The sequence below is a fragment of the Streptomyces sp. NPDC002851 genome (assembly GCF_053591935.1).
Genome location: NZ_JBSFUT010000064.1, coordinates 1 through 12,414, shown reverse-complemented (window position 1 = coordinate 12,414; position 12,414 = coordinate 1). Strand labels below are relative to the sequence as shown.

Here is a 12,414-nt window from a genome sequence, read left to right as displayed (position 1 = left end):
ATCACGCTGTGGCGGTCCGGCTCACCAGGCGGACCAGCTGCGTTGAAACGCCAGGGGAGCGCCGAAGACTCAATACCCCGACCCCAGAAAGGTGAAGACCATGGCAGAAGTGCTCGGTCTTGGAGTAACCCACTACCCGCCGCTGAGCGGTACGAACGAGAACCTGACCCGTGTGTTCCAGCGCGCGCTCGCCGATCCCAACCTCCCCGAGGACCTCCGCGACCCCGCCAACTGGCCCGCGGAAGCCCGCGCGGAGTGGGCCACCGACGAGGGCAAGGAGGCTGGACGCAAGCACCGCGACGCTCTTGTCGGGCAGTTCGCGAGGGCACGTCAGGCCCTCGATGACTTCAACCCCGACCTCGTCGTGATCTGGGGCGACGACCAGTACGAGAATTTCCGCGAGGACATCATCCCGCCGTACTCGGTGTTCGCCTACGACGACCTGACGGTCCGTCCGTGGGAGCACTCGGCAGAGTCCAACGTCATGGGCAACCACAACGTGTGGAACGAACCGAAGGACCACGAGATCGTGGTCAGGGGCCACCGCGAGGCCGCCAAGTACCTCACCACCGCCCTTCTCGAGCAGGACATCGACGTCTCCTACGCCTACAAGCCGCTGCACCACCCCGGCTTCCCACACGCCTTCCTCAACACCATCCTGTACCTCGACTACGACCGCCAAGGCTTCGACTATCCCGTCGTCTCCTTCCCCATCAACTGCTACGGCCGCCGGGTCATCAGCTACCAGGGCAACATCAGCGCTCTCGGTGACATACGCGAACTGGACCCGCCGAGCCCCTCGCCGGCCCGGGTCATGCAGGTCGGCGCGGCTGTCGCGCGCGCAGCGGCGGAAAGCCCGTGGCGCGTGGCTCTGATCGCCTCTTCCAGCTGGTCGCACAGCTTCCTCGTGGAGTCCACCCACCACCTCTTCCCTGACACCGCCGCCGACGGCCGGCTGTACCAAGCGCTGGTAGACGGCGACCTGGATGTGTGGCGGTCCACCACCCTCGCCCAGGCCGAGGCCGCCGGCCAACAGGAACTGCTCAACTGGTGGGCGCTCCTGGGGTCCATGAACGAACTGGGCCGCACCACGCCGACCTGGTCGGAGTTCGTGGGATCGCAGTTGTTCGTGTCCGACAAGGTATTCGCGGCGTACCAGCCGTGAACAGCCAGCACAAGAGGAGTTGTTCGTGAGCACCGTGCGCAGCACCAATCCGCACGATCCCGAGGAAACGGTCGCGGAGGTCCCCGCAACACCGACCGACCAGTTGCCTGCCCTGATCGAACTCGCGACCCACGCGGGCCGCGACTGGGCACACACCGCCGCGCCCAACCGGGCAACGGCCCTGACCCGCATCGCGGACGATATCGCCGCCGAGGCCGAAAGACTCGCCAGCCTGATTTCCCGTGAGGTCGGAAAGCCGATCACCGAGGCACGGGGCGAGGTATTGCGTGCGGAGCGGACCTTCCGCTACTTCGCACAGACCACGCTGCTCCCTGAGGGGGACGTGCTGCCCGGTGCTGACGCCAGGTCCTTGACTTTCACCCGGTCGAGGCCGCGCGGAGTGGTAGGGGTGATCACCCCGTGGAACTTCCCCCTCGTGATTCCCACTTGGAAGCTGGCGCCGGCGCTGGCATACGGCAACGCGGTGGTCTTCAAGCCGTCCGCGCAGGCCGTCGGTACCGGAGAGGCGCTCGCGGAGATCATCAACCGGCATCTCCTCCCGGGTGTCCTGGTGTTCGCGGCCGGCCCGGGCACCGGAGCGCTCGTGGCCCACTCCCGTGCCATCAGCGCCGTGTCGTTCACCGGCTCCACCGAGGTGGGCCGCGAGGTGGCGGCCACGGTCAGTGCGCGCGGCGGCATCGCCCAAGCCGAGATGGGCGGTCAGAACCCTACTGTGATCCTTGCCGACGCCGATGTGGAGGGGGCGGTCGCCGGCATCGTTGGCTCGGCGTTCGCCTTCGCGGGACAGAAGTGCACCGCGACCAGCCGCATCATCGTTCACGGGGACGTCTACGAGCGCACCCGCGACGCCCTGGTCGAAACGGTGAAGAACCTCGTGCTGATCGACCCGTCCGACCCGAAGTGCCAGGTCGGTCCAGTGATCGACGTGGGCTCGCGGGACGGCGCCCTGGCCGCGGTCGAGGCCAGCGGCGGACGCCTACTGACCGGCGGGAACAAGCCCGACGCAGCAGGCTCCTACCTGGAACCGACGCTCGTCGAGGTCCCGGGGAGCGATGACGTCCTCGCCACTGACGAAGTCTTCGCCCCGGTCACCGCACTGCTACGTGCCCGGTCCGCCGCGCACGCCATCGAGCTGGCGAACGCCACGCCGTACGGACTGTCCGCCTCCCTCTACACGCGGGACCTGGCAGCCGCCCTCATCCACACCCGGGACTTGGAGGCCGGGATGATTCGGGTCAACGCCCCCACCACCGGGCTCGACCACTGGGCACCGTTCGGCGGCACCAAGGAGTCCAGCTTCGGGCCGCGCGAACAGGGTCTGGCAGCCCGGGAGTTCTACACAGAGTCGACCACCGTAGCGGTCAGTTCCTGACCGACTGGACTGGCGTTGTGGTGGGTGGCACGGCTCTCCCGCCCACCACAGCGCCTCAGCAGTCAAGAACGTTTATGCAAGCAAGGCGGATCGGATGAAGCAAGGGATGGGTGCGTGACGGAGACCGCACGGAACCGGCAGTCGGTGTTGAAATCCCTGCCCCCGCCGGACCGGACCGGTCCGCCAACTGATCCCACATCTGTACCGGCTCCAGCCTCACCGACAACGCACGGTCGCACACGCAACCCGACCACATGGTGGCTCCTGCCTCTGCTGACCTCTCTTCTACTGGCCTGCACCGTCATCGGCCTGTACATCGGCCTCAGTCGCGTACCTGTCCCGCATCAGGTGCCGGTCGCTGTAGTGAAAGACCGGGGGCCTGCAGAGCAGGTCAGCGCGCGGACGTCTCCCGCCCTCCGCGCACACTCGGTCAGCGATCGCAACGAGGGCCTGAAGCTGCTGTACGACGGTGAAGTCGCTGCTGTACTCTCCTCGTCCTCAAAGGGACTTCGCCTGGATGTAGCGGGGGCGGCCGGCCCGACCATGGCTGCAAGTACCGAGCAGTCTGTTGCCCGCGCGGCCGCGGCACTGCACCGGAGCCTGTCCATCCACGATGTCGTTCCACTGAGCACATTCGATCGACGAGGCCACGCGATGTTCTACACAGGACTGGGTATCGCACTGGCTTCAACCTCTCTGGCGCAGAATCTGGGCGCTGCCCGCAACCGCTCTACCTGGTCGCAGCGCATGCTCATCACGGGAGCTTTCAGCACGCTGTCCGGCGCCACAGCAGCGCTGCTCGCGGGCCCGCTCACGGGTGGCCTGCCCGGCCCGGTGTGGTCAGTGGCGCTGACCCTGGCCCTGCTCGCCGCCGCTGGTGCTCTGACAGCCCAGGCCCTCGCCGCATGGTGGGGACCTGCTGGATACGCGTCGGCGACTATGCTGTTCATCGCCGTGGGCATGTCCACCAGCGGCGGGGTTGTCGACGTCGGCCTCTTGCCTGCACCCGCGCAAGCCGTTTCCGCGCTGCTCCCGCCCGGAGCAGCCGTCCGGGCGATCCGTGACGTCTCCTACTTCGGCGGCCACGACGTATCCATACCCTTGTTGACGTTGGCATGTTGGGTAGTTGCCGGTGCGGCGCTGCTACGGATCCGCGAATGAAACCGCCGACGCCCGCCAAGCGATTCCGTCTGGATCATCGGGCAGGCGTGTGCGAAATGCCCGCCGATGCCTATCCCCACCTCGCCGAACTCGCCACCGAGGACGCCCTCAAGCCCGGCTACTACCACGCCGACGAGTTCACCTTCGGCTCACCCTCATCCTCGACGTCCCGACACCGGACGAGGGTGCGAGCGCGTGAGCTGTTTAGTTCGGTTCATCGGGCTGACCACAGGGAAATATCTGCGGTGTGGAGTCATTCCAGGCAGATCGTGGCAGCGGGTGGCGAGGCCGCTAGGTGACATTGGTCTTGGACTCGACGAGCGAATCCCTGCCGACGAGATCTGGGCGCCTTGATGTGCTCGCTGCTGGCGCAGGTATCAGCCCCCGTCTCCCGACGGGCATGTTCCTTCCGTCAGGAAGCGGGAGCTGAGGGCAGGGAGTACAGACCCGGCTGACCTTGTTGTGAGTGAGCGGTTGAGGCGCGGTAGCCGAACTCCCGCTCGTTGTTCGCCGGCCGCGGTCCATCGGGGCGGTCCGAGTCAGGCGCCGAGCTGCTGTTCGAGCTCAGCGAGTATCCGGTAGCTGTCGAGCACTGCGGTCACGCTGGACTCGGGCGCGCGGCCTTCGCGAATGGCTGCGATGAACTCTCGGTCCTGTCCCTCGATCCCGTTGCTCGGGACGTTGGCACCGGACAGGTCAACCGGGTCACCCCGACCGGTGGTCAGGTCATCGTACTGAGCAAGGTATGTGCCCGTGTCTCCGATGTAGCGGAAGGTGCTCCCGAACGGGCCATCGTTGTTGAAGCTCAGGGAGAGCGTACATACGGTGCCGCTGCTCGTGAGTAGTTGGACGGACATGTCCATAGCGATGCCCAGTTCCGGATGCTTGGGTCCCTGGATTGCGCTTGCGGCGACGATGGCCTCGCCGGTCTGGTACTGCAGAAGGTCAACGGTGTGTGCCGCATGGTGCCAGAGAAGATGGTCGGTCCAGGTGCGCGGCTGGTTCAAGGCGTTGAGGTTGCTCCTGCGCAGAAAGTGCGTCCGCACCTCGAGTTGCTGCAGCCGGAACTCGCCGGTCTGGATCCGACCATGAACCCACCTGTGCGACGGGTTGAACCGGCGAGTGTGCCCGACCATGCAGATCCGGCCTGTCTCGCGTTGGGTCTGTGCCACGGCCCTCGCGTCCGCCCAGCTGTCCGCTAGCGGAATCTCGACCTCGACATGCTTGTTGGCTCGCATGGCCGCGATTGCCTGCTCCGCGTGCAGCGGGGTCGGTGTGCACAGGATGACCGCGTCGATGTCGTCGCGCTTCAGCACGTCCGCCAGGTCCGTCGACGCAGAGGTCGCGCCGTATCGCAAGGCGATGTCTCGTGCCTCATCGGGATCCTGCGTCACGACGGCCGCCAACTCGACGTTGTCGATCGTGGCCAGTGCGTCGAGGTGCTTCATTCCGAACGCTCCGGCCCCCGCCAGCGCGATCCGGGTGGGCGGCGAGGTGGGAGGCATCAGCTCAGCGCCTCCAGGACGATGTGGCCGACAGCGGTGTTGGAGGCCGGGACGCGGTAGTGACGATGAAGCTCCTTCACGTCATCTCCCAATGCGCCGCGCATGATCAGCCACATGACCATTTCGATCCCTTCGGATCCGGCTTCACGCAGGTACTCGATGTGCGGGATGTGGCGCAGCGCCTGGGGGTCGGATGTGAGCTTGTCCAGGAAGGATATGTCGAACGGTGTGTTGATGAGTCCGGCTCGTGGTCCCTGGAGTTGATGACTCATGCCGCCGGTTCCCCAGACCTGTACGTTGAGGTCTTCAGGAAAGCCCTGCACAGCCTTCCGGATCGCCTCGCCCAGCATCCAGCACCGGTTTCCGGTCGGCGGTGGGTACTGGACCACGTTCACAGCCAGTGGCACGACTTTCACCGGCCACTCGTCGGGCTGGCCGAACATCAACGACATGGGAACCGTGAGTCCGTGGTCGACATCCATCTTGTTCATGATGGTGATGTCGAATTCGTCCAGGATCAGCGACTGTGCGATGTTCCAGGCCAGGTCCGGGTGGCCGCCCACGGTCGGCACGGGGCGGGGTCCGAAGCCCTCGTCGGCTGGCGTGAAAGTTTCGGCGCAGCCGAGCGCGAATGTGGGGATCATGTCCAGAGAGAATGCCGAAGCGTGGTCGTTGTAGACGAGGACCACGACGTCAGGTCGCTCCTGTTCGATCCACTCCCGGGTCCATTCGTAGCCCTGGAACAACGGTTTCCAGTAGTCCTGTTCAGTCTTGCCGTGATCGATGGCCGCTCCGATGGCAGGCACGTGGCTGGTGGTGACCCCTGCGGTGATCCGTGCCATGATTATCGCCCTTCCCTGATGGATCGCTGGCCTTCCGGCGAACGGCCGCCGGCAAGCATCGTCGCGGTGTATTCCGTGACGGGGATTCCCGTCATGAGGCTGGCCGCCTCCGGAAACGATGTCCCGTCGGTGGCGAAGATCTTTGCGAGGAAGTAGATGTTGCCGCCTTCGGCGATTGCGGCATTCCAGTCGCGAGTGAGAACGGACTGCTTCTGAGCCTCAGTCATGGGCCAGGCGTCGACATAGGCGCGTTCGTCGGTCTTGAACCTGGCCCGGTTCTCCGCGCGGGTGAGACTCATGCAGAACTGATTCAGGTGATAGCCCTTCCGTGACTGCTCACCGGTGAACACTGTCGTGCCCGGAATATCTTTGAGGTCCGTGTTTTCCGTCATTGAATCTCACCCCAGTACAGTCGAGTTGGATTACTGACCAGCAGTCGATGCTGTTTGTCTTCGGTGGCGGCTATCCACGGCACGAAGTCGACCAGGCTGCCGTCGTCAGGCATTTGGCTTTTCAGGTTCGGATGGGGCCAGTCGGTTCCCCATAGCACGCGGTCGGGGAATTCGTCCACCAGCGTCTTCGCGAACGGCACGACGTCGTCATATCCGGGAGGGCCGACTGCTGTGAGCCGATCCGGGCAGGTCACCTTGGTCCAGAACTGCGGGTGATCTCGCAGGAGCGTCATGAACTGCTCGAACTCCGGGCCCTCCACCGGTTGGGAGACATCGGGGCGGCCCATGTGATCAACAACCACGACAGTGGGGAGGGAGGTGAAGAAGCTCCAGCGTTCGGCCAGGTCCGCCGCCTCGAAGTACACCACGACGTGCCAGCCGAGCCGTGCGATTCGCTCCACGATGGAGCGGTAGTAGGCGTCGGTTTGCGGATTGACCAGTCGTCTGACGAAGTTGAACCGTACTGCGCGCACCCCCGCCTCGTGGAGGCGCTCGAGTTCGTCGTCCGTGACATCGCTGCGAACCGTAGCGACCCCCCGCGCGCGGCCGTTTGCGGTTAGCAAGGCGTCGACCAGGGCGCTGTTGTCCGCGCCGTGGCACGTGGCCTGGACGATGACGTTCTTGTCGAAGCCGAGAAAGTCCCGCAGTCCGAACAGCTCGTCGCGACCGGCGTCGCACGGGGTGTATTTGCGCTCGGGCGCGTAGGGAAAGCGGTCACCGGGTCCGAAGACGTGACAGTGGGCGTCCACCGATCCTGGCGGCAGCCGGTATCCGGGCTTGCTCGGGTTCGGGTGGAACGGCAGCCAGTCAGCATCCATCTGAAATGGCGCGTCAGTCATCGTCCGTTCGCCTCCAACGCCGTGTTCAATCGTGGATAGACCCGGCGTGCGTTGTGCTCGTAAACCTTGGCCTTCTCGTCCGGGAGGAGGTTGAGTGCGTCGACGTACCGCCGGGTGTCATCGAAGTGGTAACCGGTCTGTGGGTCGATGCCACGGACGGCGCCGATCATCTCGGAGCCGAAGAGGATGTTGTCGGTGTCGATGACGCCGACCAACAGGTCGATCCCAGGCTGGTGGTAGACGCAGGTATCGAAGTAGACGTTGTGCATGAGGTGTTCTGCCGGCTCGGGCTTGCCGAGCATGTCGGCCAGCCCGCGGTACCGGCCCCAGTGGTAAGGCACTGCTCCGCCGCCGTGGGGGATGATCAGGCGCAGCTCGGACAGGTCACCGAACAGGTCGCCGTGCAACAGCTGCATGAATGCGGTGGTGTCTGCGTTGAGGTAGTGCGCGCCGGTGGCGTGGAAGTTTCGGTTCGCGGTCGCGGACACGTGCACCATGGCCGGCACGTCCAGTCCGATCATGGTCTCGTAGAAGGGATACCAGGTCTTGTCGGTCAACGGCGCCGCAGTCCAGTGTCCGCCGCTCGGGTCGGGATTGAGGTTGCAGCCGACGAACCCGAGCTCCAGGACGCATCGTTTGAGCTCGTCGATGGATCGCTCGATGGGTACACCCGGCGACTGTGGCAGTTGGCAGACCCCGATGAACCGGTCGGGGTACAGGGTTGTGACCCGGTGGATGAGGTCGTTGTTGACGCGTGTCCAGTGGGTGGATACTGCCTCGTCGCCGACGTGATGCGCCATGGCGGAGGCGCGCGGGGAGAACACGGTCATGTCGATGCCGCGTTCGTCCATCAGCTTCAGCTGGCCTGCGACGGATTCACGGATCTGGTCGTCGGTGATGGTCGGGTATGGCGGTGGTAGGTGGCCCTCGGTGAAGGCTGCCCGCTGGTCATCTCGCCACCCGGAATGGGCCTCCGGCACCGTGGTGTAGTGGCCATGGCAGTCGATGATCATCGTGGTTGCTCTCCTTGCGCAGTGGCGGTTGGCGTTCCCACATGACCAGCCGACCGGGCCACGACGTCGGTGGCAGTCGGGGCGAAGACTTCCCCGCGCATCAGCAAGCGCGCGGTCCGGAGCAGCGCAGCCCGTCGAACCACCACCGAGGCGCCGTCGACCACGACGTCCACGGTGACGGTGAAGTAGCCGGTGGGATGCTCGATGTCGAGCTGGTAGATGCCGGTGCGTGTGCCGGTCCGTGCAATGCCGGCGGCGACCGAGCCGGGCACCAGGCATGCTGTGGCGACCGACACCGCGCCGAATACGCCGATCGCCTCATGGACCCGGTGCGGGATGAAGGTACGCGTGGCGATCAGACCTCCGCGCTCGGGTGCCGCAAGCAGGCTCACCTTCGGAATGGTCGCGTCCCGCACATCACCCAGGTTCATGAGACGGCCCGCTGCCAGGCGCAGCTTCTCCACCGTCGATCTCAACTCGGCGTCTGCCTCCAGCTGTGCCGGATCCTCGTGCCCGGTCACGCCCAACGATTCGGCGGCGATGCAGACCACGGGCATCCCGTTGTCGATGCAGGTGATGGGCACCCCGTCGACAACGTCCACCGCGTTGCCGGTCGGCAGCAACGACCCACACGTGGATCCGGCGACATCCAGGAAGTCGATCGATATCGGCGCATGGGTTCCGGGCACACCGTCGATATGCGCGTCGCCGTCGTAGCGCACGATCCGCCCGGGAGTCTGCACATGCGCGACAGCGACACTCTGTGTGTTCTCCATCCAGATCCGCACCGCAGTGATGGTGTCGCCTGGGTCGACGAGGCCTTGCTCGATCGCGAACGGTCCGACGCCGGCGAGCATGTTGCCGCAGTTCTGGTTGTCCGACACCTCCGCCCGCTCCGGCCAGACCTGCAAGAAGAGGTAGTCGACGTCGGCATCGGGACGGGAGGACCCCTTCACCACCGCCACCTTCGAGGTGAGGGGATGTGCACCTCCCAGACCGTCGATCTGCCGTGGATCAGGCGACCCCATCAGCGACGTCAGCACGGAGTCACGAGCCACACGATCGCCCGGAAGGTCCTCGGCCAGGAAGAACAGCCCCTTGGACGTGCCGCCCCGCACGAGCGAACAGCGGATCGCCGACTGACTCATCAGGACTCACCCGCCTCGATGTAACGAAGGCCGCGCTCGGCGAGCTTGGCGCGCATCCCATACATGTCCAGGCCGAGTTCGCCGTCGGCCAGCCGCGCCCGCTTGTCCACCTCATTGGCTTCGCGTCGACGGGCCTTCTCCAGGACCGACTTGGCCTGCGTGCGTTCCACGACAACGACACCGTCGTCGTCGGCGAGAATGACGTCACCGGGACGGACGAGCGCACCACCACAGGCGACAGGCGTCTGTACGTTGCCGAGAGTCTCTTTCACAGTGCCCTGAGCGCTGATGGCGGTCGACCACACGGGAAACTGCATGTCGGTCAGCTCGGCCGCGTCCCGCACGCCCGCGTCGATGACCAGACCCTGCACACCGTGCGCGCGCAAGCTGGTGGCGAGGAGTTCACCGAAGTATCCGTCGGTGCAAGCGCTTGTGGGTGCCACGACGAGAACGTCACCCGGCTTGGCCTGCTCCACGGCAACATGCAGCATCCAATTGTCCCCGGGTGCCACCTCGCAGGTCAGCGCCGTGCCGGCAATACGGACCGGCCGGTAGATCGGGCGAAGCCGAGGTGAGAGCAGGCCGGTTCGCCCCTGTGCTTCGTGCACTGTGGCGACGCCGAGCTCGGCGAAGCCGTCGACGATCTCACGGTCGGTACGTGCGGCGTTGCGAACCACCACGCTCATCGGTAGGACCACCCTTGCTCGTAGGACAGGCCGGTGTAGTTCTCGGCCAGTGAGGTGGCCACCGCCCGCGACGACGCGATCGAGTCCAGCTGGGTCAGGGCCAGGCGGTCGTCAAAGGGGTCGGCGCCAGGAGACTTGTGCAGCATGGATGTCATCCACCACGAGAAGTGGGTGGCCCGCCACACCCGACGTGATGCGGCCTCTGTGTAGCCGGCGAGGAGGTCCTCGCGGCGATCGCGGTAGTAGCCGCCCAACGCATGGGAGAGCAGGCGGACATCGGCCACGGCGAGGTTCATCCCCTTGGCGCCCGTGGGCGGCACAATGTGGGCCGCGTCGCCCGCCAGGAAGAGCCGCCCATGCTGCATCGGGGTGGTCACGAAGCTGCGCATCGGGGTGATGCTCTTGTCGAGCACCGGTCCTTCGGTCAGCTCGAACCCTTCGTCGTCGCCGAGCCGGGTGTGCAGCTCGGCCCACACCCGGTCGTCGGGCCAGTTGGCGATGTCCTCATCCGGCGCGACTTGCACGTAGAGACGTGTGACGCTTGATGAACGCATGCTGTGCAGCGCGAAACCGTTGCTGTGCCGGGCGTAGATGACCTCGGGGCACGACGGTGGCGCCTGGGCGAGAATCCCCAGCCAAGAATACGGGTATGTGCTCTCGTATTCGTTCCGGTCGGGCACCAGGTCACGGCAGATCCCGTGGAACCCGTCGGCGCCGACGATGAGGTCACAGCTGAGTTCGGCGGCGTTTCCTTCCTCCACGAAAGTGATGCGCGGCCGATCGCCATCTATGTCGTGCACGGCTACGTTCGCGACGCCGAACCGAATGTCACCGCCGGTTTCAAGACGCGCGGCGATGAGGTCCTTCACCACTTCCTGCTGGCCGTAGACGGTGACACGTCGTCCCGCCAGCTCTTCCAGGTCGAGCCGGTGGGTACGCCCACCGAAGCGTATGTTCAGCCCCTCGTGAACCAGACCTTCGACGTCCAGGCGTTTGGCGACACCCGCCTCACGGAGAGTCTGGACCGTGCCGTGTTCGAGCACGCCGGCACGCACGCGCTGCTCGACGTACGCCTGGTCTCGGCGCTCCAACACCACCGAGTCGATTCCCTGTAGGGAAAGCAAGTGCGAGAGCAGCAACCCCGCAGGGCCGGCGCCGATGATTCCCACTTGAGTCCGCATGCACACCCTCCAGATCACGTCTCTCGGTATCTGGTGGCAGCTTGTCCGCCGCCGCTGATCCCCGGGCTACGATTTCCACCCTGAGGAAAACTTTGTGGTCAAGGGAGGGAGACAACCCATGGGTACTGACAAGCTGTCGAGCACCCAGCGCGCGCTGGCCATCCTGGACTGCTTCACGGCGGACGTACCGGCGCTGACCTTGTCCGACATCGCACGACGGCTCCACCAACCGGTGTCCTCCACCCATCGCCAGATCCGGGAGCTGACCCGCTGGGGTGCCCTGGAGCGCGATGCGTCCGGGCGCTACTCGATCGGTCTGCACCTGTGGGAAGTGGGGGCGCTGGCACCGCGGAGCAAGAGCCTGCGTGAAGCGTCTCTGCCGTTCCTGGAAGATCTCTACGAAGCCACCCACCAGAACGTGCAGGTGGCCGTTCTCGATGGCGACGAGGTCGTCTACGTCGAGCGCCTGTTCAGCCACCATGCCACCCGGATCATCGCCCGCCCCGGCACCCGGCTGCCCCTGCATCCGACCGGCGTCGGCAGGGTCCTGCTGGCGCACGCCGGAACGGAGCGGATCAACGAGGTGCTCGGCAGCTCACTGAGGCGATACACCGAACACACCGTGGTGGACCCACGGGAGCTTCGACGCGAACTCGCGGCGATCCGCAAGACCGGCATCGCTATCTGCGATCGGCAGTTCGAGTTGGTGTCCACCTCAGTGGCGGCACCGATTCGCAGCGCGGACAACAGCGTGGTCGCCGCACTGTCGATCATCGTTCCCTCGCGCGACGGTACCGCCCGAGGCTTCGTCCCGGCCGTCGTCGCCGCGGCCCGGGGGATCTCACGCTCGCTTGGGGCGCCGCTCACACGCCCCGTCGGCTCGCCACCTACGTAGTCGACCCGGCGGATACAGACACACCGTCCGCGTGGCACGGTGCATGCGGGATGGGCGGCACCGGCCGGTCGGCTGCGCGGTCGACCCGCGCAGCACGGCCCGTACGCGGGGACGCAGGTACGGCAGAAACCACG

The 12,414-nt window shown here is 65.7% G+C and carries 12 protein-coding genes; 4 read left to right on the top strand and 8 right to left on the bottom strand.

The genetic code is table 11. The annotated features are described in order from the left end of the window. Nucleotides 1-100: 100 nt before the first annotated feature. The 3 genes from ACWD10_RS37045 to ACWD10_RS37035 all read left to right on the top strand — a co-directional run bounded on the left by ACWD10_RS37045 (nt 101) and on the right by ACWD10_RS37035 (nt 3,719). Nucleotides 101-1,165 (top strand): DODA-type extradiol aromatic ring-opening family dioxygenase, encoded by a 1,065-nt coding sequence (locus tag ACWD10_RS37045; RefSeq protein ID WP_451098117.1) that lies wholly within the window; start codon nt 101-103, stop codon nt 1,163-1,165. A gap of 25 nt (nt 1,166-1,190) precedes the next feature. Continuing rightward, nucleotides 1,191-2,558, top strand: coding sequence for an aldehyde dehydrogenase family protein (locus ACWD10_RS37040; protein WP_451098116.1), 1,368 nt, complete (start codon nt 1,191-1,193; stop codon nt 2,556-2,558). A gap of 114 nt (nt 2,559-2,672) precedes the next feature. Then, nucleotides 2,673-3,719 carry a hypothetical protein gene (locus tag ACWD10_RS37035; protein WP_451098115.1) on the top strand — a complete coding sequence of 349 codons (1,047 nt, stop codon included), beginning with the start codon at nt 2,673-2,675 and terminating at the stop codon, nt 3,717-3,719. A gap of 539 nt (nt 3,720-4,258) precedes the next feature. Here ACWD10_RS37035 and ACWD10_RS37030 read toward each other — a convergent pair. Genes ACWD10_RS37030 through ACWD10_RS36995 form a run of 8 tightly spaced genes read right to left on the bottom strand, consistent with a single transcriptional unit; the run spans nt 4,259 to nt 11,385 of the window. Beyond that, nucleotides 4,259-5,224, bottom strand: a complete 966-nt coding sequence (locus ACWD10_RS37030) for a Gfo/Idh/MocA family oxidoreductase (protein WP_451098114.1) — start codon at nt 5,222-5,224, stop codon at nt 4,259-4,261. Beyond that, on the bottom strand, nt 5,224-6,066 hold the full coding sequence (locus ACWD10_RS37025) for a class III extradiol dioxygenase subunit beta (protein ID WP_451098113.1): 843 nt from the start codon (nt 6,064-6,066) through the stop codon (nt 5,224-5,226). Before ACWD10_RS37025 ends, ACWD10_RS37030 begins: the two co-directional genes overlap by 1 nt. Nucleotides 6,067-6,068: 2 nt before the next feature. Continuing rightward, a complete protein-coding gene (gene ligA / locus ACWD10_RS37020; protein ID WP_451098112.1) occupies nt 6,069-6,458 on the bottom strand; it encodes a protocatechuate 4,5-dioxygenase subunit alpha in 390 nt (129 codons plus the stop codon). After that, on the bottom strand, nt 6,455-7,357 hold the full coding sequence (locus tag ACWD10_RS37015; RefSeq protein ID WP_451098111.1) for an amidohydrolase family protein: 903 nt from the start codon (nt 7,355-7,357) through the stop codon (nt 6,455-6,457). Before ACWD10_RS37015 ends, ligA begins: the two co-directional genes overlap by 4 nt. Then, on the bottom strand, nt 7,354-8,370 hold the full coding sequence (locus tag ACWD10_RS37010; protein ID WP_451098110.1) for an amidohydrolase family protein: 1,017 nt from the start codon (nt 8,368-8,370) through the stop codon (nt 7,354-7,356). Before ACWD10_RS37010 ends, ACWD10_RS37015 begins: the two co-directional genes overlap by 4 nt. After that, nucleotides 8,367-9,518, bottom strand: coding sequence for a 4-oxalomesaconate tautomerase (locus ACWD10_RS37005; RefSeq protein ID WP_451098109.1), 1,152 nt, complete (start codon nt 9,516-9,518; stop codon nt 8,367-8,369). The genes ACWD10_RS37010 and ACWD10_RS37005 overlap by 4 nt, the downstream gene beginning before the upstream one ends. Beyond that, the gene (locus ACWD10_RS37000; protein ID WP_451098108.1) at nt 9,518-10,204 is read right to left on the bottom strand and encodes a 4-carboxy-4-hydroxy-2-oxoadipate aldolase/oxaloacetate decarboxylase; all 687 of its coding nucleotides are present in this window, start codon (nt 10,202-10,204) and stop codon (nt 9,518-9,520) included. Before ACWD10_RS37000 ends, ACWD10_RS37005 begins: the two co-directional genes overlap by 1 nt. After that, entirely contained in the window at nt 10,201-11,385 is a 1,185-nt protein-coding gene (locus ACWD10_RS36995; RefSeq protein WP_451098107.1) for a 4-hydroxybenzoate 3-monooxygenase, read from the bottom strand. The genes ACWD10_RS37000 and ACWD10_RS36995 overlap by 4 nt, the downstream gene beginning before the upstream one ends. Nucleotides 11,386-11,503: 118 nt before the next feature. On the opposite strand from ACWD10_RS36995, the gene ACWD10_RS36990 reads away from it, so the two are divergent. Continuing rightward, nucleotides 11,504-12,280, top strand: a complete 777-nt coding sequence (locus tag ACWD10_RS36990; RefSeq protein WP_451098106.1) for an IclR family transcriptional regulator — start codon at nt 11,504-11,506, stop codon at nt 12,278-12,280. The last annotated feature ends 134 nt before the right edge of the window (nt 12,281-12,414 follow it).